This window comes from Rhizobium skierniewicense (genome assembly GCF_014196515.1).
In the GTDB taxonomy this organism is placed as follows: Bacteria; Pseudomonadota; Alphaproteobacteria; order Rhizobiales; family Rhizobiaceae; genus Agrobacterium; species Agrobacterium skierniewicense.
This window is the reverse complement of record NZ_JACIDV010000001.1, coordinates 236952-255474: the sequence shown is the minus strand read 5'-3', so window position 1 is coordinate 255474 and position 18523 is coordinate 236952. Positions and strand designations below refer to the sequence as shown.

Annotated in this window: 15 protein-coding genes; 8 read left to right on the top strand and 7 right to left on the bottom strand. The window is 55.3% G+C overall.

Features of this window, described 5'->3' with window-relative positions:
- Positions 1-6: 6 nt before the first annotated feature.
- On the top strand, positions 7-924 hold the full coding sequence (locus GGQ73_RS01120) for a helix-turn-helix domain-containing protein (RefSeq protein WP_183893289.1): 918 nt from the start codon (positions 7-9) through the stop codon (positions 922-924).
- On the opposite strand, the gene GGQ73_RS01115 is transcribed toward GGQ73_RS01120, so the two are convergent.
- Positions 894-1655, bottom strand: a complete 762-nt coding sequence (locus GGQ73_RS01115) for an IclR family transcriptional regulator domain-containing protein (protein ID WP_183893287.1) — start codon at positions 1653-1655, stop codon at positions 894-896. The genes GGQ73_RS01120 and GGQ73_RS01115 overlap by 31 nt on opposite strands.
- A gap of 117 nt (positions 1656-1772) precedes the next feature.
- Here GGQ73_RS01115 and GGQ73_RS01110 point away from each other — a divergent pair, with 117 nt between their 5' ends.
- Genes GGQ73_RS01110 through pcaF form a run of 3 tightly spaced genes read left to right on the top strand, consistent with a single transcriptional unit; the run spans position 1773 to position 4395 of the window.
- On the top strand, positions 1773-2480 hold the full coding sequence (locus GGQ73_RS01110; RefSeq protein ID WP_183893285.1) for a 3-oxoacid CoA-transferase subunit A: 708 nt from the start codon (positions 1773-1775) through the stop codon (positions 2478-2480).
- On the top strand, positions 2477-3181 hold the full coding sequence (locus GGQ73_RS01105) for a CoA transferase subunit B (protein WP_174155150.1): 705 nt from the start codon (positions 2477-2479) through the stop codon (positions 3179-3181). Before GGQ73_RS01110 ends, GGQ73_RS01105 begins: the two co-directional genes overlap by 4 nt.
- 8 nt (positions 3182-3189) lie before the next feature.
- Positions 3190-4395: a 3-oxoadipyl-CoA thiolase gene (gene pcaF, locus GGQ73_RS01100; protein WP_183893283.1), complete on the top strand. Its 1206-nt coding sequence runs from the start codon at positions 3190-3192 to the stop codon at positions 4393-4395.
- A gap of 47 nt (positions 4396-4442) precedes the next feature.
- Here pcaF and GGQ73_RS01095 read toward each other — a convergent pair whose 3' ends face one another.
- The 4 genes from GGQ73_RS01095 to GGQ73_RS01080 form a co-directional block, all read right to left on the bottom strand.
- A complete protein-coding gene (locus tag GGQ73_RS01095) occupies positions 4443-5348 on the bottom strand; it encodes an amino acid ABC transporter substrate-binding protein (protein WP_210290002.1) in 906 nt (301 codons plus the stop codon).
- Positions 5345-6247 (bottom strand): amino acid ABC transporter substrate-binding protein, encoded by a 903-nt coding sequence (locus GGQ73_RS01090; RefSeq protein ID WP_234910837.1) that lies wholly within the window; start codon positions 6245-6247, stop codon positions 5345-5347. Before GGQ73_RS01090 ends, GGQ73_RS01095 begins: the two co-directional genes overlap by 4 nt.
- Before the next feature lie 42 nt (positions 6248-6289).
- Positions 6290-8542, bottom strand: coding sequence for a bifunctional diguanylate cyclase/phosphodiesterase (locus GGQ73_RS01085; protein ID WP_183893279.1), 2253 nt, complete (start codon positions 8540-8542; stop codon positions 6290-6292).
- A 225-nt stretch (positions 8543-8767) separates the two neighbouring features.
- Positions 8768-9892, bottom strand: coding sequence for a citrate synthase/methylcitrate synthase (locus GGQ73_RS01080; RefSeq protein WP_234910836.1), 1125 nt, complete (start codon positions 9890-9892; stop codon positions 8768-8770).
- 75 nt (positions 9893-9967) lie between these two features.
- On the opposite strand from GGQ73_RS01080, the gene GGQ73_RS01075 reads away from it, so the two are divergent.
- The 3 genes from GGQ73_RS01075 to eglC all read left to right on the top strand — a co-directional run bounded on the left by GGQ73_RS01075 (position 9968) and on the right by eglC (position 13965).
- Complete coding sequence (locus GGQ73_RS01075; RefSeq protein ID WP_234910835.1) at positions 9968-11167, top strand: citrate synthase; 1200 nt, start codon at positions 9968-9970, stop codon at positions 11165-11167.
- A 132-nt stretch (positions 11168-11299) separates the two neighbouring features.
- The gene (locus tag GGQ73_RS01070) at positions 11300-12097 is read left to right on the top strand and encodes a 2-keto-4-pentenoate hydratase (RefSeq protein ID WP_183893277.1); all 798 of its coding nucleotides are present in this window, start codon (positions 11300-11302) and stop codon (positions 12095-12097) included.
- Between the two features lie 431 nt (positions 12098-12528).
- The gene (gene eglC, locus GGQ73_RS01065) at positions 12529-13965 is read left to right on the top strand and encodes an endo-1,3-1,4-beta-glycanase EglC (protein WP_183893275.1); all 1437 of its coding nucleotides are present in this window, start codon (positions 12529-12531) and stop codon (positions 13963-13965) included.
- 244 nt (positions 13966-14209) lie between these two features.
- On the opposite strand, the gene GGQ73_RS01060 is transcribed toward eglC, so the two are convergent.
- Entirely contained in the window at positions 14210-15031 is an 822-nt protein-coding gene (locus tag GGQ73_RS01060) for a bifunctional allantoicase/(S)-ureidoglycine aminohydrolase (RefSeq protein WP_183893273.1), read from the bottom strand.
- 132 nt (positions 15032-15163) lie between these two features.
- Positions 15164-16201 carry a class I SAM-dependent methyltransferase gene (locus tag GGQ73_RS01055; RefSeq protein ID WP_183893761.1) on the bottom strand — a complete coding sequence of 346 codons (1038 nt, stop codon included), beginning with the start codon at positions 16199-16201 and terminating at the stop codon, positions 15164-15166.
- A gap of 324 nt (positions 16202-16525) precedes the next feature.
- Here GGQ73_RS01055 and GGQ73_RS01050 point away from each other — a divergent pair, with 324 nt between their 5' ends.
- Positions 16526-18520, top strand: a complete 1995-nt coding sequence (locus GGQ73_RS01050; RefSeq protein ID WP_183893271.1) for a putative bifunctional diguanylate cyclase/phosphodiesterase — start codon at positions 16526-16528, stop codon at positions 18518-18520.
- Positions 18521-18523 lie beyond the last annotated feature (3 nt).

Here is an 18523-nt window from a genome sequence, read left to right as displayed (position 1 = left end):
AAAGATATGACGCGTTTCGGTGAAGACCATCTCTACGGTGAAGATCCAGCTCAGCAGGTGGATTTTCGCTTTCATTGCGAAACGCTGTATTCCCGTAGCAGCCTTCACAGGTTTGAGATCGGGCTTCACAGGCATGAGGGATTTTTGCAAATCCTCTTTGTCTCAGGCGGAGAAGGCGATGCTGTGCTGAAGGGTCAGGTTGAGGTCATCACGCCACCAGCCGTGATCGTGGTCCCGCCCGGCTTCCAGCATGGCTTCCGGTTCTCGCCCGATATCACAGGCATTATCGTCACCATCATACCGTCCGCTCTGCCTGCTGCGGTTCAAGCGCTTTGGCGTCGGTATTTCACAAACCCGACGTCAATGATGTTGGAAACTCACGGAGCGCTCGATGATGTGCGTTCATGTTGCGAAACGATTCTCCGTGAATATTCGAGTGGCGGATTGGCGTCGAATGCGCTCATCGAAAGTCAGATCGTCTCTTTAACGGTCCATCTTGCCCGCATATCGCAGCAAACATTTCGCGACGCTGGCCCGGATGACAATGGCGCACGCTTCGAGCGCTTGCTGGATTTGGTGGCCCGTCATATCCGCGAACAAAAACGCACGGCGTTTTACGCCGAGCAACTGGGCATATCACAAACACATCTCAACCGCCTTGTTAGACAACAGTCCGGCATCAGCCTTCAGCGCCTCGTTGCGCAGAAACAGATCGACATCGCCAAGCAGGAACTACTGTTTACGGTGTCAACGGTGCAGATGGTGGCGGATGGTTTGGGATTTGACGATCCAGCCTATTTCTCGCGTTTCTTTCTGCGCGAAACAGGGATGAACCCGCGCGCCTGGCGCGTGGCCGAACAGAAGAGACTGTCGATCTCGCCTCCATCGGGCGATCAAACCAACATTCTTGCCAGCTCTGCTTGAACCCTCAGAAGCGAAGGCAGATAATTCTCCACCAGTTCCGCCATCGATGCCGCCGATGCGGGTAGACCGACATTGAGCGCTGCGACTGTTTTGCCGTGAATGTTTTTCAGCGGTACCGCGACAGATCTTAGACCGACCTCAACCTCCTGATCGATCAACGCGTAGCCGCGTGTCCTCGTTACGTCGAGTTCAACCATCAACATCTCGATATCCGTGATGGTTTTTTCCGTTCTCGCCTCCAGCAAGATTGATGCGAGATGTTTTCGTCTGTCGTCCATGCTCATGGCCGCAAGAAGGACCCGCCCCATTGACGTGCAATAGGCTGGAAGACGGGAGCCCGGCATCAGCGCGATGGACATGACCCGTCGCTGAGCGGCGCGGGCGACATAGACGATATCTGTTTCATCAAGAATGGAAACGGATGTGCTCTGGCCAATCTGTTCGGAAAGTTGGTCCAGCAACGGCTGGACGATGCGCGGCAGCGGCATGGTGGCGAGGCATCCCGTACCCAGGCGCAGAACCTTGGGCGTGACCGTGAAAAACTTGCCGTCATAAGCAGCGTAACCGAGCTGCGCGAGCGTTAAAAGACAGCGTCGTGCGGTGGCCCGATCAAGGCCCGCAATCTCCGCCGCTTGAGAGATCGAGAGACGGGGTCGTTCCGCACTGAAAGCTTCGATGATGCTCAAGCCTTTGGCAAGCCCGCCCATCATGTCTCTGTCACTGGTCATCATCCACCTAACGTTTCGTGCGATAATCGAACAAATATGATATATCGCACAAAATGGTTGCGGTCGAGATGCGTTCGGATTTAGCTGTGGCCAGTTGGACAAAATCCGGGAGGTCGACCTATGGACAAGACGATTGGTAGTGCTGCCGATGCGGTGAGCGCGATTGGTGATGGCGCCGTCGTCATGATTGGCGGCTTTGGCGGTTCGGGCGCGCCCATCGAACTCATCCATGCCCTGATCGACAAGGGCCCGAAAAACCTGACGGTCATCAACAACAATGCAGGAAACGGGCGCATCGGCATTGCCGCCATGATCGATGCCGGGATGATCGCCAAGATGATCTGCTCATTTCCCCGCTCATCGGACCCACGTGCCTTTACCGACCGATATCTGGCAGGCGAGATAGAACTGGAACTGGTTCCACAGGGAACACTTGCCGAGCGCATTCGTGCAGGCGGCGCAGGCATCCCCGCTTTTTATACTCCGACCGCTTATGGGACAGAGCTTGCGCAGGGCAAGCCGATAGCCGAATTCGATGGACGCCATTATGTGCAGGAGCGATGGTTGAAGGCGGACTTTGCCATCGTCAAGGCTCAGCTGGGCGATACTCACGGCAACCTGACCTACAACAAGGCAGGCCGCAACTTCAACCCCCTGATGTGCATGGCAGCAGCAACGACAATTGCGCAGGTTTCCAGGATCGTGCCAATAGGCACCATTGATCCTGAACAGGTGGTGACACCCGGAATTTTCGTGGACGGGGTCGTCCAGATCGAACATCCGCAACAGGAAGAAGAACTTATCCGCGCAGGAGTGGCCTACGCATGACCGACGATACGCACGCTCTCAACACGTTCGAAGACATCAAGCTTTCCAATGCCCAGATCGCCTGGCGCGCGGCGCAGGACATCCAAGACGGCGCCTATGTCAATCTCGGCATTGGTTTTCCCGAAATGGTCGCTCGCTATCAGCCCCCCGGACGCGAAGCCATCTTCCACACCGAAAACGGTATTCTGAATTTCGGTGAAGCGCCTCCAGAAGGCGAAGAGGACTGGGACCTGATCAACGCCGGCAAGAAGGCCGTAACGCTCAAGCAGGGCGCTGCCTTCTTTCACCACGCCGACAGTTTCGCCATGGTGCGCGGCGGACATCTGGATGTTGCTATTCTTGGGGCCTATCAAGTGGCGCAAAATGGTGATCTGGCCAACTGGCGCGTCGGCTCCAAAGGCGTTCCGGCCGTTGGTGGCGCTATGGATCTGGTGCACGGCGCAAAGCAGGTCTTTGTCATTACCGAGCATGTCACGAAGAAGGGCGAACCAAAGCTCGTTGAAACATGCGCATTTCCGCTGACAGGCGTGGGCTGCATTACCCGCATCTACACCAGTCACGCCGTTGTCGATGTTGTCGATGGTCGGTTCGTTCTGCGAGAGAAACTGGCAGGTATGACGATTGACGATTTGCAGGCCATGACCGGCGCCAAACTCCATATTGATGGGGATGTGGCCGATCTTGCCGCGCCCGAACTGTGAGGTACGCCATGAGCGACGTTTTTATCTGTGACTATATCCGCACTCCGATCGGCCGCTTCGGGGGTGCATTGTCTTCCATACGCGCCGATGATCTGGGCGCCATTCCCTTAAAGGCGCTTGTCGAGCGCAATCCGACGATTGACTGGGAAGCGGTGGACGACGTGATATTCGGCTGCGCCAACCAGGCCGGTGAAGACAACCGTAATGTGGCCCGCATGGCATCCTTGCTCGCAGGATTGCCGGTGTCGGTCACCGGCACGACTATAAACCGTCTGTGCGGCTCTGGCATGGATGCGGTGATGACCGCTGCGCGCGCCATCAAATCGGGCGAGGCGGAGCTGATGATTGCCGGTGGCGTGGAAAGCATGAGCCGCGCGCCTTTTGTGATACCGAAAGCAGAATCTGCCTTTTCGCGAAACGCTGAAATCTACGACACGACGATTGGATGGCGTTTCGTCAATCCGGCAATGAAGTCGATGTACGGTGTCGATTCCATGCCGGAAACCGGCGACAATGTCGGCATCGACTATCATGTTTCGCGAGAGAGCCAGGATGCATTCGCGGTTCGCAGCCAGCAAAAAGCATCGCAGGCGCAGGCGAACGGACGTTTGGCAAAAGAGATCACTCCGGTCAGCATTCCCCAACGAAAGGGCGATCCTGTTATCGTTGGCAAGGATGAGCACCCCCGCGAGACAAGCCTTGAGGCTTTGGCGAAATTGAAGCCGATCAATCGCATGGAGGGTGCCACCGTCACGGCGGGTAATGCTTCAGGCGTCAATGATGGCGCGGCGGCCCTGATCATTGCCTCGGCGGCGGCGGTCAAGACATATGGCCTTACGCCCCTCGCCCGCATCAGCGGTGGAGCAACGGCTGGCGTCCCTCCTCGCGTGATGGGCATCGGTCCGGCACCGGCGTCCCAAAAACTTCTGTCACGGCTTGGCTGGACGCAAGACATGCTGGATGTCATCGAGCTGAACGAGGCGTTCGCGTCACAAGGGCTGGCAACGCTACGCCAGCTTGGCATCGCCGATGATGATCCTCGCGCTAACATCAATGGCGGCGCCATCGCACTGGGGCATCCCCTCGGCATGAGCGGCGCGCGAATAACGGGGACGGCAGCGCTCGAGCTTTCGCTGACGGGTCGAGATAAGGCGCTTGCCACGATGTGCATCGGCGTTGGCCAAGGCATAGCGATCGCCCTGGAAAAGGCGTAACAGCAAAAATCATTGCCACCATCACGCATGGAAGCGCGGTGGATGCTTTATTTTATCGGAACGGGGTTTTCGAAGGCGTCTTTCAAACGTGCGCTCATCGGCATGTTCAGATTGACGCCTGTCTCCGGCGATAGCTGCTGGAACCAGCGGGCATAGATCATCGGCATGTCCGGGCTCTTGTAAATTTCGGTCAGCGCCTGGTTGACCGCATCTGTAAACGCGTTGTCGTTCAATCGCATCATGAAACCATAGGGCTGCTCATCGCTCACCATGTCTGATGACATGCGGTACTCGGATGGCGTTGTTGATTTGGCAATCATCATGCTCAGCAAAACCTCATCCATGGAAAACGCAGACACCCTGCCGTCGGTCACCATGTCGAATGCCGACTGCAGCGATTCCACCGGCACGATCGACATGTTGAGTTTCTGCGAACGATTGACCTCGGTGATATCACTCACATTCACTGTCCCCAGGGCCACGCTGACGGACCGTCCTTTCAGGTCTGCCAAGGTCTTGAGTTCATTTTTTGCAAGCGAAACATAGCGTGTCACACCCAGGAAGTGACTGACCGCAAAACTTGCGCTTTTTCGCCTTTCGGCTGTGTTCGTGCTGGCATTGCATTCAATGTCCATGGTGCCATCATTCAGCAGCTGTATGCGATTGCTGGGCGTGCGCGGCACGAAGTCGATCTCGATTTTCGGCATTTGCAACCGCTCTCTGAGCTTTTCTGTCAGAAGCCGGCACAGATCGATAGAATAACCGACAACACGACCCTGCGCCGTTATGAGCGAGAACGGCGATGTCGCACCGTAACCAATCCTGATTTTTCCGGTTTCCTTGATCCGCTGGAGGGTGGGCATGGTGAACTCGGCCGATGCAAGACCCGCAGACAGCAGAAGGAGGATGGTGCCTTGAACAAGGCCTGTTCGAAACAAGGAACTGCATGTCATTGCAGATACTCCTTCGGGTCACGAAACGCGGACTTCAGTTCCGAAGACATTGGCAGATTGAAATTGCGACCATCAGGCGGCAGCGGTGACATGAACCATCTGTTGTAGATCTCGTCGATTTCCCCGCTGACAAAAATCGTCCGCAACGCATCGTTGACGACGGCGCGGAAAGGCTCGTCATTCTTGCGAAGCAGAATTCCGTAGGGCTCAGGCGGCCCGAAAGTCTCGGACGAGATCATATACTCCTGAGGCGCTTTGGAAAACGCGACATTGGCCGCAAGCAGCACCCCGTCCATGACGAATGCCGAAGCCCTGTTGTTTTCCACGAAGGAAAACCCTTCGATGTTCTGCTTTGCCAGCATGATCGAAATATTCAGCTTATCGGCGCGGTTTCGCTCCTGCAATTGCTCGATGTTGACCGTGCCGGTCGTTGATGCCACGGTGCGCCCGGCAAGGTCTTTGATTTCCCGCAGATTGCTGGATTTTTTCGCGACAAACCGCGTGGCGGTGATGAAGTGGGGATAAGAAAATGCCACTTGCTCGCGCCGCTCGGCATTATTGGTCGTTGCGCTGCATTCCAGATCGATTTTGCCGGTCTTGATGAGAAGAAACCGGGTTGCGGCTGTCGCCAGGACGTAATCGATGTTGATGGTGTCGAGATTGAGCGTGGCGCGGACGTGATCGGCAATGCGATTGCACAACTCCACCGTATAGCCAACCGCAGCCCCATCCGGGGTTCGATAGGCAAACGGCACCTCGTCGGAGCGATATCCGATGGTGATCGTTTTGGTACGGGCAATTTTATCCAGCGTTCCCTCCTCAGCGGCGGTGGCCGCCGGGGAACCGAATGGCGGGCACACAAGTGCTACGGAGAGAACGCTCCCAAATGCAATCTGCAAGAATTTCCTATTCACACATAAAAACTCAGGATATCGCATTCGTTACGCTCCTAGCGATGACACCTTCTGGGGATAAAAATCTTGATAAATACGCTCGATTTCCTCGATCTTGGCGGGACGCCCCAGATGGTACCCCTGCCCCAGCAAACAGCCGGCGGAGCGGACGAACTCGAGTTGGCTTTCGGTCTCGATACCTTCTGTCGTCGTTTCCAGCCCCAGAGTATGGGCGAGCTGTACCAGGCTGAGGATGACGGCGCGGCTCTCAGAGCGATCTTCGATGCCCATGATGAAGCTGCGGTCGATTTTTATCTTGGTGACGGGCAGTGTGAGCAGATAGCTGACACCACAATAACCGGTGCCAAAATCATCGAGGGCGATGCGTATGCCCAGCGCTCGGAGGCCCTCCAGCGTTTCCGTGCACTCCAAGACCGAAATCTGCACGCTCTCCGTCAATTCAAGCTCCAGCCGCGAAGCGGCAAGACCGTTGTTGAAGAGCGCCGACTTCACCGTCTTGATGAAGTTTCCATGCTGCAACTGAACGGGAGAGACATTGACCGCAATCGTACATTCAGGTGGAAGCCGTCTGGCATCGGCGCAAGCGCGCTTCAGCACCCATTCACCGATCGCCACGATCTGTCCTGTCTTTTCGGCGACGGGAATGAAATCGCCAGGTGAAACCCAGCCAAGCTTTGGATGCCGCCACCGCAACAGCGCTTCAAATCCGACAGGCTCGTTTTTCAAGACAGAGAATATCGGCTGATAATGCAGCATGAACTGGTTGTCGCGCAAAGCCGCAACAATATCATGCTGCATCACATGACCGCGGTCGCCCGACATCTCCATCCCGGGCTTGAAGAAGCGAAAAATGCCCCGACCCTCGGACTTTGATGCATAAAGTGCGATATCCGCCTTTTTAAGCAGTTCGGAAATATCGACGTCAAACGCGGTATCGGTACAAATCCCAATGCTTGTGCCGACAGATATTTCTTTGCCCAACAGGTTGAAGGGTCTGGCGACCGAGCGAATAATGGCCGATGCCAACTTGCTGGCTTCGACAACGGCATTTTTGTTGACGACCTGCATGATGGCAAATTCGTCGCCACCGAGACGAGCGGCAATATCGCCGGGACGCATCAAAAGCAGCAGGCGTTCCGCAAAAGATACCAACAGCGCATCGCCGCTTGCGTGACCCAGGCCATCATTGATCGACTTGAAGCGATCAAGATCGAGAAGCATGATGTTGAACGCGCGAGCCTCACCGTCCGGCGAGCCCTTCATCTCTTCTATTTTTCTGCTGAACAAGGCCCGGTTCGGAAGTCCGGTCAGCGCATCGTGGTGCGCAAGATGCTCCATATGTTTTGCAACATCACGCACCTGCCGCAGATGTTCGCGTTCAACAACCGCCTCGCGCAGCGTCTCGATGGCGACTGCAAATCGACCGATCTCGTCGGGACGATCCTGAAAAGGCGTGACAATGCGCGTGTCGTCCTGGGCGATGCGGCTCAGCGCACTGACCAGCGACGGCACTGGCTTGAACACTTTGCGCATGGCGAGAGTGACCGTGACACCGGTGAGCAGCAGGATGGTCAAGAGCAGCAGAATGGAGTTGCGGAACAACCGGGTCTGGCTTTCCTGAAGGATGGATGCCTCACCAATCGTCGTGACCACGGCACCCTGAAGATTCCCTTTGGGTGTCACCACAGGCACATAGGCGATAAAATGTCTGGCCGTGCCAATCTGGGCAAATCCGGTGAAGAACTGACCCGGCGGCGCATCACCCGGCAAAACGAGTGCGGTTCCACGGCTGGAGCCCAGCGCCTCGGCTGAGCTGGAGAAAGCCTGTCCGTCGGAGGAGATCTGGAACAGCCAGATGTTGCCTTTCGTCTGCGATGCCGCAAGGTTCAGAACGTCACTTGGATTAAAGCCCGTGTCCAGAATAGACGCATCGTCGCCCAGGGGTCGTTCACTGATGATTTTGGTGATCTGCCCGTCATGGGCACTATCGACTGCGACGAAAGTGTAGATAGAGCGGATCGCGGACGTTGTTATCTGCGCGTTCAACTCCGCCTGACGGCGCCATTGTTCCTGCGAATCCCGCTCGAGCATGATCCAACCAATGGTCGCACCGACGACATAAGCGAGCACCACGCTCGACACGAAAAAGACGGTAATCTTCCAGAAAAGTGAATGATACCAGACGAGCCGAGCCTGGCGTCCGGGCACATCGCCAGCCTCCTGTTCGGCATTGTTGTTGTAAACGACCATTGCGGCCTGAACCTTTTTCCCCGAGTCCATGGACAATATTGGAATAAACTTTAATCATGGACTTAACGAATGGGCGCAGACTGCTATTTCTCACAACCATTCCGAGATATGGACAACAAAGTCTAAAAAAACGGACGCGTTTTTACGCACTGCCAACGGGCAGTGCGGACAACAGCCCGTAACCGGACCCAGCCACGCCTATAGCGGGAAACCTATCAGGGTGCAGAATTGGCGTGTTTGATGTTCGCTGGAAGGTTACTGTCCTTGGGGCATCGGGCCGACATATTGCGACTGCGGACGGATCAGTTTCCCCACCTGATCCTGCTCCAGAACATGCGCCGTCCATCCCGCCATGCGCCCGGCGGCGAACACATTGGTGAAACTTTCGCGCGGGAAGCCAACGGCTTCCAGAACCAGCGCCGTGTAAAATTCGACATTGGTTTCCAAAGGACGTAGCGGCTTCTTTTCTGCCAGCAGCGACAGTGCCTCCCTTTCAACGGCTTGGGCGAAGTTGATACGAGGGCTATCACGCTGCAATGTGCCAACCGCCTTCTTGAGCACATCTGCCCTGGGATCGCGAACCCGGTAGATGCGGTGGCCAAAACCCATCACCCTTTCGCCGCGAGCCAGTGTATTGGCCAGCCAGGTGTGAATATTGCGCTCATGCCCGATGGCATCCAGCATATCGAGAACCGGACCCGGTGCACCCCCGTGGAGAGGACCTTTCAGGGCACAGAGAGCCCCGATGACGGACGAAAACATGCCGGCCTTTGTCGATGCTATGACCCGGGCGGTGAAGGTAGAGGCGTTGAGCCCGTGGTCGGACACCGACACCAGATAGGTGTCGAGCGCCTTGACCTTATCAGGGGACGCCTCCTCTCCATGCAGCATCTGTAGAAAATTGGCGGCGTGGCCCAAACCTTCTACGGGCGCAACCGGTGCGAGGCCAGCATCTCGGCGCGCGATGGCGGCAGCGAATACGGGAACGGCGGCAACAGCCATGATATGGTGGGCTTCAGGCTCTGCGTCCGAAAGAGATGATAAAAAAAGACGCAACGTCTCGACGTGCGAAAGCGTCTTTGTTGCCATCAGAAGCGGCTCAACCAGAGCAAATGCACGAATTCGGGCCCGCGAAAGCGCCTCGCTTATGTGTGCAACATCTTGATAAACGGGCGTCAGGTCTTTCCAAAGCAAGGCAAGAACTGCCTCAAAGCTCCAGCTGGAAAGACTGTCGAGATCATACCCGCGCACGACGAGACGACCTGCCGCGCCATCGATGTGACTGAGAACGGTTTGCGCTGCGACGATATTCTCCAGACCGGGACTCACAGCTTGCGAGACCGATGCCATTGTGGACGCGTTTTTTGACTGAGTGCTCATGATAATCCTCACGGGTTGACTTCCCCAAGGATGATGCTTCTATCAATACAATCAATCTTGATTGAAGCAATCAATATGAAGAAAATGACAGAGCGGGATCGTTTCGTCGATGCAGAGACGGCGTCCGGAATCCTCGGCATCAGCCGGGCAACCCTCTATGCCTATGTCAGCCGCGGCATTGTCCGCGCTACGGACGACCCGACTGATCCGCGCAGGCGGCTCTACGCCGTCGAAGACGTGGACAGGTTGAGGAAAAACAAGTCCATCGGGCGAAAGCCGCGCGATGTCGCGGCGACAACACTGGATTGGGGACTCCCCGTCTTGTCTTCGGGCATTACGCTGATAGAGAATGGGCACCTCTTCTATCGAGGATATGACGCGATAAAGCTTTCGACACATGCCTCTCTGGAAGAGATCGCTCGCTTGCTCTGGGCCTGCGGTGAGCACGATCCCTTTGTTGGCGTAGAACCATCTCCCTGGGACAGCGCCCTTCTGGATCTGACGAAGCACCTGCCATTGCCGGAACGTTGCCAAGCGCTGCTTTCATTCGTTGATGCAGGACGACTAACCTCATGGCAGCGTGACAATCGAAACCTGTGGCCCAGCGCTGCCGCCCTGGTCCGCGCAATGACCGCCGCTGCCAGTGGCAGCCAACAAAGCGGTATGTCCGCGCATCTACACCTTGCCAACACGTGGGGGCTTGATGGTATCGGCTCAGACATCCTACGCCGGGCACTTGTCCTGCTGGCCGATCATGAACTGAATGCGTCGACTTTTGCGACACGCGTCGTTGCCTCGACCGGAGCATCTCTGGGCGCGTGCCTCGACGCGGGACTGGCTGCGCTGAGCGGGCCACTTCATGGCGGCATGACGAGCCTCGTCGAAATTCTGTTCGACGAAATGGAAGCCGGGGCTGACGCACGTCTTGTGCTGGAAAAACGTTTGCGCCGCGGCGATCGTTTACCGGGGTTCGAGCACCCGCTTTATCCGAATGGCGATCCCAGAGCTGCAGCTTTGCTTTCGCTCCTGCCACAAAACGAAATGCGTCAATCACTGATTCATGCCGTTGAAGAGACGACCGGTAAACGGCCGACCATCGATGTCGCGCTTGTGGCTGTTCGCCGTCAACTTGACTTGCCAATGGGTGCCGCGCTGGCTCTTTTTGCGATCGGGCGGACTGTCGGCTGGATTGCGCATGCGTTGGAACAATTCCAACAGACGAGACTGATCCGACCACGTGCGCTGTATGATGGGCCGAAGCCTGTTCATTCATAATCTTGGGGCCAAAGAGACGAATAGGTGTTGAAGACCATGTATTTATCACATCACGTTTGGCGCTTCACTTGTCACCGCCGCAAATGACTGCAATGAAATTTGTTAGGGACTGACGTTACGGGAGCGTTTCGCATGACGACGATGACAGAGGCGAACATAAGACTTGGTGCTATTCTCGCCGAGGCTGAAAATCAGCAGTCTTCGCTCAGCGCCACGCAACTTGAAAGCAACGGTCTCGTACCTGATAGTGTCGAAACCGGCATGGCAGCGCAGGCCATTGCGGCAGCGGCGATCGGGAAAGAGGTCGGCGGCTGGAAAGTGGCAATGAATGGCGTTCGTGCCGTTGCTGCACCGCTTCTGGATGTCTTCGACACTGTTACCGATACCGCTTTCAACGTCCCCAAACCCGGGGCGATCGGGATTGAAATCGAAATCTGTTTTGTTCTGGCAGAGGATATTCCTGCGCTGGAAGCAAACTCCGACTACTCTCGTGAAGACATTTTGGCCCACGTCGCATCCGTGCATATGGGCGCGGAGCTTGTCAGCTACCGGATGATCGAGGAAAACAAAGCGCCGTTTGCGCTCCATCTTGCGGATCGTCTGGGCAATCATTCTTTTGTTCTCGGGCCGGAAGTCGATCACTCGATTATGGAGCGTCTGGCCAATCATGACGCAACATTACCAGCGCTCGTTCTGGAAAGCGGCGCCGAAGTTCTGTTTGCGGCGGTGCCAAAGCACCCACAAAGTGATCCTCTGGCGCCGCTGCTGTCCTATGCCAATGCCCCGCTCGACCATCTGGGTGGACTAAAGCGCGGCCAGGTGGTGACAACAGGCAGTCTCTGCGGTCTGATCAGGCTGTCTGGCCAAACATCAATCAAGGCATCCTGGGGTGACATCGGGCAATTGGTTGTGACACTCCCGGCTCGGTAATCCTGTCTTAGAGCGTTTCCTTGTTAAATGGAAACAGTTCTGTTGGTTCAAACGGGATCGACTGCTTGTCCGGATGGCGCGTGGCGTAGCCTTAGCGTACGGCCAAGCCGTCCGGGCAGGCAGATGGCCCGTTTCAACCAACCCGGAGGGCCGGGCATATTTCCGCCAGGACAAAGGCGATCGGCTCGACCGTACCTTAGGGTATGCCCTTCGCCAATCGCCTTTGTCCTGACGAAAATCTGCTCCGGCAGAACGTTTCCATTTAACAAGGAAACGCTCTAAGCCTTACCTGGCCCCGCATACCCGTTACTTTTCAGGTGGGCCTCAGGACGATTTATCGCATTTCCGCCATAAATGAAAACGTCGTCACTGTTACACTTCTGCGTGGAGAGGGTATCGTGGGGAGGACAGTTTCAACAGGAGATGGTTTGATGGCGAAATCAATTTTGAATGCTCTTGGAACGCCGCTATATTACAGCGATACGTCCACCGGTTTTTTCTCGGCGACCGGCTCCGGTCTTGATCTTTACGGAACCGCCAAAAACGACTCGATGTGGGGCGACAGCAGCGTCAATGTCACCATGCATGGTGGCACGGGCGACGACATTTATTACCTCTATTCGACATCCAACCGCGCGGCTGAAGCTGCAGGCCAAGGCATCGACACAATCGATACATGGATGAGCTATACGCTTCCCGAAAACTTTGAAAATCTGAACGTCACGGGCGACGGACGCACCGCATTCGGAAATTCCACCGATAACATCATCACCGGCGGGTCCGGAAAACAGACGATCGACGGCGGTGCCGGTAATGACGTTCTGACAGGTGCGGGCGGCGCCGATACCTTCGTTTTTGCCAAAGGAAATGGCACGGACCTGATCACGGATTTCGGTTCCGACGATATCATCAGACTGGATGGGTATGGCGTTACATCCTTTGATCATATTCTCTCAGCATCGACCCAAAAGGGTGCTGACCTCTGGCTCAATTTCGACAACAGCGAGAGTGTCGTCCTGGCCAATACGACAGCTGATAGCTTGACTTCCAGCCAGTTCAGACTGACGTTGGACCGCTCCCAACTCACGTCCACTTTCTCCGACGAATTCAACTCGCTATCTCTGAGTGATGGTCAGACAGGCGTTTGGGAACCAAAATTCTGGTGGGCAGGTGACTCCGGTGGCAGCCTGCATACCAATTCCGAAGAGCAGTGGTACATCAACCCCGCCTATCAGCCGACGTCATCGGTCAATCCCTTTTCGGTGCAGAACGGCGTTCTGACGATCACGGCGGCCCCTACCCCGGATTCCATTTCGGATGCGATTGGTGGTTACGATTATACGTCGGGCATGTTGACCACGCATCCATCCTTTTCCCAGACCTACGGCTACTTTGAAATCCGCGCGGATATGCCAAGCGATCAGGGGGCGTGGCCTGCTTTCTGGCTGTTGCCCACCGATGGCAAATGGCCACCGGAGCTCGATGTCATCGAGATGCGCGGGCAAAACCCCAATACGCTGATCATGTCTTCGCATTCCAACGAAACGGGAGAGCAGACATCGACCATCAACAATGTGCAGGTGTCCAGCACCGAAGGTTTCCACAAGTACGGAATGCTGTGGGACAAAGACTACGTCACCTGGTATTTCGATGATGTGGCGGTAGCGCAGACAAAAACGCCGTCGGACATGCATGACCCCATGTATCTGCTCGTCAATCTTGCCGTAGGCGGCGTCGCTGGAACGCCGACAGACGGCTTGCCGAACGGCTCCGAAATGAAGATCGACTATATCCATGCGTATTCCATCAATGATCCGGCCGTGAGCCAGATGGCCCAGTCAGCCCCGGCGGAAAATCTGCTGGTATAAACAATGAGCGCCGCCTGAGAGGGCGGCGCTCATTGAATGCTTGCGTGACCCGCGAAACTCCTCGCGCCATATCGCAACTGTTTCAGGTTCGAAGATGTCGCACGATGACTGCATGACAGGCTCGGCTTTCACCTGTGGGGAATTTCATCAATCTGCGCATGCTGGGAAAGCTGGCACAGGTATGCGCCGCACCCCTACGCATCCGGTTTCATTGGAAGCTTAAGCCAACTTGGCGAAACCGACATTACCAAAGCTTTACGTGCCGGTTTACATCCTTGTAGAGAAGGTATCGGAAACGTCCAGGACCACCCGCATAGCAGGCTTGCGGGCAGAATGCGCGAAGCCACATGAAATCGCCCGCTTCAACCTCCACCCAGTCATTGTTCAGCCTGTAGACGGCTTTGCCTTCCAGCACGAATAGCCCGTGTTCCATGACATGGGTTTCCATGAAGGGAATGGTTGCACCCGGCTCAAACGTGACGATGTTGAGGTGCATGTCATACCGACCATCTGCGGGATCGATGAAGCGCGTGGTTGCCCACTTGCCATCTGTATCAGGCATGGCGGAAAGTTCATGGTCGTCTTCATGCGTGAAGATCGCAGGTGGCAACTCCAGCCCCTCGACAACGTCGAAGACTTTTCTGACCCAATGGAATTTGACGGGGATATTGCCCTCGCCGCGTAGCGTCCAGACGCTTCCAGCAGGAATATAGGCGAAAGAGCCCGCGCGCAGAGCGTGTCTTTCGCCTTCGTACTCAATGCTCATCTCACCATCGACAACGAAAATTGCGGCTTGGGCGCGTGCGTCCGGTTCCGGTCTATCGCTGCCACCGCCGGGCATAACCTCCATGACATATTGCGCGAAGGTCTCGGAGAAACCCGTCATCGGGCGCGAGATGATCCAGGCGCGTGTCTCTGCCCAATGCGGGAGGATACTTGTGACGATATCCGACATCACACGCTTGGGAATGACGGCATAGGCCGTGGTGAACGTTGCCTTGCTCGAAAGCAATTCAGTCTGGCCCGGAAGGCCGCCAAAATCAGAATAATATCGCTTATTGTCCATCATGCACTCCAAAGACACGCCATGTCAGCGCAAAATCATTAGAGCGTTTCGACTTGGAAGGGAATCACTCCTGAACGATTTTCAAACATCCGTCGCGACGCCGTGCAGCATCGCGACAGTCGGAGAGATCCATCAGGCTTTCTTGCGGATGACCCCGTAGACGATGTTGCGGTTTTCACCGAAAAACACCTCTGCTTCGACCAATGACGGGTCAATGCTGGAATTGATGATATGCCACATATCCTGCTCTGTGCGCAAAAGAAGCGCCCAGTTCATGAAGGATTCCATATAGCCATCCACGCCGATATCCTGAGAGAAATTCGCGAACAGGAAACTGCCGCCAGGCTTCAGCATCTCCAGGCAGCGCTGCGTCAACTTGATCGACACCTTGTCGACCAGATAGTCGTAAAGACCAGCCGCATAGACGAAGTCGAATGTGCCGAGTTCCTGGCGGCGCGACAAAATTCCACGCACCGACCCGTCGATCGCCTCGATGCAGGTTCCGTGGAAATCCCGCATGATGGCACCGACGCTGAGCGGGTCCTGGTCGAGGGCGACCCAACGCTTGATTTTGCCCTGCGCCAAGGCAGACGAGCCATTGGCTTCACGCAAATGCCCGGCGGCAATTGTCAATATTTCCGTGTCTGGGCCACGCGTATTGGCAACGTCGTCGATATATTTCGTCAGTATATCGCGGCGCTCACGCACGGCCACAGAGGATGACGCATCCTTGGTATAGTCGTAAAGCGCTGTGCCAATCGGCGATGCGGCGGCAATCTTGTCCTGAACACTTGGGTGGCCGTAGATGAAGTCGAGAAGCTGGGCATCGCCGGAATATCCGCGCGGTTTGTCAAACGACCAATGGGTGAAGGGATCCTGCAGGAAATACGCCGCAACGGGATGGTTCTGAACGAGCGGAATGATCTCTTTCCACACGCTCGAGTGGTATCTTTCCCTGCATTGATGTAACCGTCCCGCGACTTCATGTATAATTTGCTGCGGCGCAACATCACTCAGAAATTGCTGGTGCGCCAAATTGAGAAGGATTGCGACTTCAGCTTCGGCAATTGCAATTTGCTCTTTAAAATCGTCTGAGCGTTGAGCGAATATTTCATCTGATATTGTTTCAGGTGTAATAAGACTTTCACCATCGAACTTTTTATTCAGCACATTGGACAAAGATAAATCTCCTGATTAACGCTTTGTTAACTTTGAAACAATTCACTCCTTATTTGAATGCAAGTCAATGTGGTGCACATGCATAAAACCACCGTTTGACGGGAAACTTTTTATTAAGGTAAACGGAAGATCGATTGTAATTTTCTTTTTGCTTAAACAAATTTAAGCTCTACGCACGCCATAATAGCGGGAATGTCTCTTGTTTCTGACATCACCAGATTGAAGAAACGGAAGTAACGAAAAATTTCTGGAAATGTATTCCACAATTTTTCTGGATGTAAACTGGCACTATTATTACAACCTATGGAAAAGTGCATGACGCACACTTTGGCAGATGTGGTGGGACTTGGTCCGCAACTGGATGAATCACAAGAGCGGTCAATCGATGCTTCGAGAGCGCTTTTCTTAAAAGAGGCAGACGCCAGCAGACGCACCTCGATACGGCAGGGGCTGTGGATCGCGGTGCCGATCTATCTGTTGTTTTCGGTAACCGACATCCTGCTTATCCCGGATGTTTCACCACACACGATGTTTGCACGGTTCGTCGTCGGCATTGCCGCCTTGATGATGCTGGAAATGCAAATCCGTGCAAACGTCAAGACGAGCCACATGGACATCGCCTGTGCTACGGCGCTGGTCGGTGGTTATATCGCCTGGCTGATGCCGGCCTTGATGACGTCGTACGTCACCAACATGTCCTACTACATGGTCTTCGGCGCCATCTTCATGATGGGTGCGAACCTGTTTTTCACGTTCAATTTCGTTCTGTCGCTGATCGCCTCAAGCCTCGTGCTGGTCATATACTTCCTCGCTCTCAGCTATTTTCACGAGGACATCTATTACCAGATCAATTTCGGGGCATTCTATTTCTCGTGTTTCGTCTTCACGTCCTACGTCAATTTGCGTCTCAACCGCGAGCGGTACCAGGTCTTTCTCAACGCCATCGAGGCGAAGGTCCAGCAGCGCGAGGCAGAACAGCGCGGAGAAGCGCTGCTCCATCTCTCAAACACCGACCCTTTGACCGGTCTCGAAAACAGACGCGCTATCGATAGCCGTCTAAGGCAGCTTTGGGATGGTTGGACCAACCACCAGCACAACTTCGCGGTCTTCTTGATCGATGTAGATTTCTTCAAGAAGTACAATGACTTCTATGGGCATCAGGAGGGCGACCGGTGCCTGATCCAGGTTGCACAGACGCTACAAGCCAGCATGAGCCGGTTCGATGCCGTGATCGGTCGTTACGGTGGAGAAGAGTTCATAGCGCTTGCTCGTTTTACGGCGCCTAAAGACATAGAAGATATTGCAGAGACACTTCGGACGACCGTACAGGATATGCATCTGGCCCATGAAAGGCGCCGGGATGGGACATCGGTCATCACGGTCAGTGTCGGCGCGTCCTTTACCCGTCCGCAACAGGACCCGAAGCTGGAACGGATCATCAACGAGGCCGACCGCGCACTTTATCTTGCAAAGGAGAGTGGCCGCAACACCGTCAAGCTATTCGACCCCAACGACCCGCAACACAGCGACGACACGGAAAATGTCGCAGCACTTCTGAATATCGCGATTGCCCAAAATCTGGTATCGCTGGTTTATCAGCCGATCAAGGATCTGAGAACCAACATCACCATCGGCGCGGAGTCCTTGATGCGGCTGAAACTTCTGGATGGAACGCATGTGCCACCCAGCATCTTCATTCCCATCGCCGAACGGACAGGGACGATCATGGAGCTTGGCCTGTGGGCGATCCGCACCGCGTGCCAGCAGGCGCTGAACTGCGAGAAAATACCGATCGTCAGCGTCAATGTTTCACCCATCCAGCTCAAGAGTCCGGGGTTTGCGACATCGGTGGCAGCTATTCTGGGGGATGTCGGCGTCTCCGGTGGACGTTTGGCTTTCGAAATCACCGAGGGCCTGGAAATGGACATGAATTCCGATGTCCTGCGTTGCATCAGCGATCTCAAGACACTCGGGATTAAAATATGGCTCGATGATTTCGGCACGGGTTTCGCCGGCCTCTCATGGCTGAGGCTCATCGATTTCGACACGGTAAAAATCGACAAGTCGTTTCTGCACGACGCGCAGACGCCGCGTGGGAAAGTCATGTTGAGCGATATCATCGCCCTCATTCGAAACCGGGGTCATAAAATTCTGGCCGAAGGGGTCGAGACCGCCGAGCAGCTTGAGCTTCTCAAAGAACTGCGGATCGACCAGGCGCAGGGCTATTACGTCGGACGCCCGGCACCGGCCAACCAGTGGACCAAAGAGATGACCTATCGTCCCCGCAGCCTGAACCAGCCCGCGCGATGAGAA

What these genes read in the sequence shown, in the direction of transcription:
- GGQ73_RS01060 (WP_183893273.1), bottom strand. Translation starts at nt 15,031, where the DNA reads ATGGACAATAAGCGATATTATTCTGATTTTGGCGGCCTTCCGGGCCAG.
- GGQ73_RS01080 (WP_234910836.1), bottom strand. Translation starts at nt 9,892, where the DNA reads ATGAGCACTCAGTCAAAAAACGCGTCCACAATGGCATCGGTCTCGCAA.
- GGQ73_RS01120 (WP_183893289.1), top strand. Translation starts at nt 7, where the DNA reads ATGACGCGTTTCGGTGAAGACCATCTCTACGGTGAAGATCCAGCTCAG.
- GGQ73_RS01085 (WP_183893279.1), bottom strand. Translation starts at nt 8,542, where the DNA reads ATGGACTCGGGGAAAAAGGTTCAGGCCGCAATGGTCGTTTACAACAAC.
- pcaF (WP_183893283.1), top strand. Translation starts at nt 3,190, where the DNA reads ATGAGCGACGTTTTTATCTGTGACTATATCCGCACTCCGATCGGCCGC.
- GGQ73_RS01075 (WP_234910835.1), top strand. Translation starts at nt 9,968, where the DNA reads ATGAAGAAAATGACAGAGCGGGATCGTTTCGTCGATGCAGAGACGGCG.
- GGQ73_RS01050 (WP_183893271.1), top strand. Translation starts at nt 16,526, where the DNA reads ATGACGCACACTTTGGCAGATGTGGTGGGACTTGGTCCGCAACTGGAT.
- GGQ73_RS01070 (WP_183893277.1), top strand. Translation starts at nt 11,300, where the DNA reads ATGACGACGATGACAGAGGCGAACATAAGACTTGGTGCTATTCTCGCC.
- eglC (WP_183893275.1), top strand. Translation starts at nt 12,529, where the DNA reads ATGGCGAAATCAATTTTGAATGCTCTTGGAACGCCGCTATATTACAGC.
- GGQ73_RS01105 (WP_174155150.1), top strand. Translation starts at nt 2,477, where the DNA reads ATGACCGACGATACGCACGCTCTCAACACGTTCGAAGACATCAAGCTT.
- GGQ73_RS01095 (WP_210290002.1), bottom strand. Translation starts at nt 5,348, where the DNA reads ATGACATGCAGTTCCTTGTTTCGAACAGGCCTTGTTCAAGGCACCATC.
- GGQ73_RS01115 (WP_183893287.1), bottom strand. Translation starts at nt 1,655, where the DNA reads ATGATGACCAGTGACAGAGACATGATGGGCGGGCTTGCCAAAGGCTTG.
- GGQ73_RS01110 (WP_183893285.1), top strand. Translation starts at nt 1,773, where the DNA reads ATGGACAAGACGATTGGTAGTGCTGCCGATGCGGTGAGCGCGATTGGT.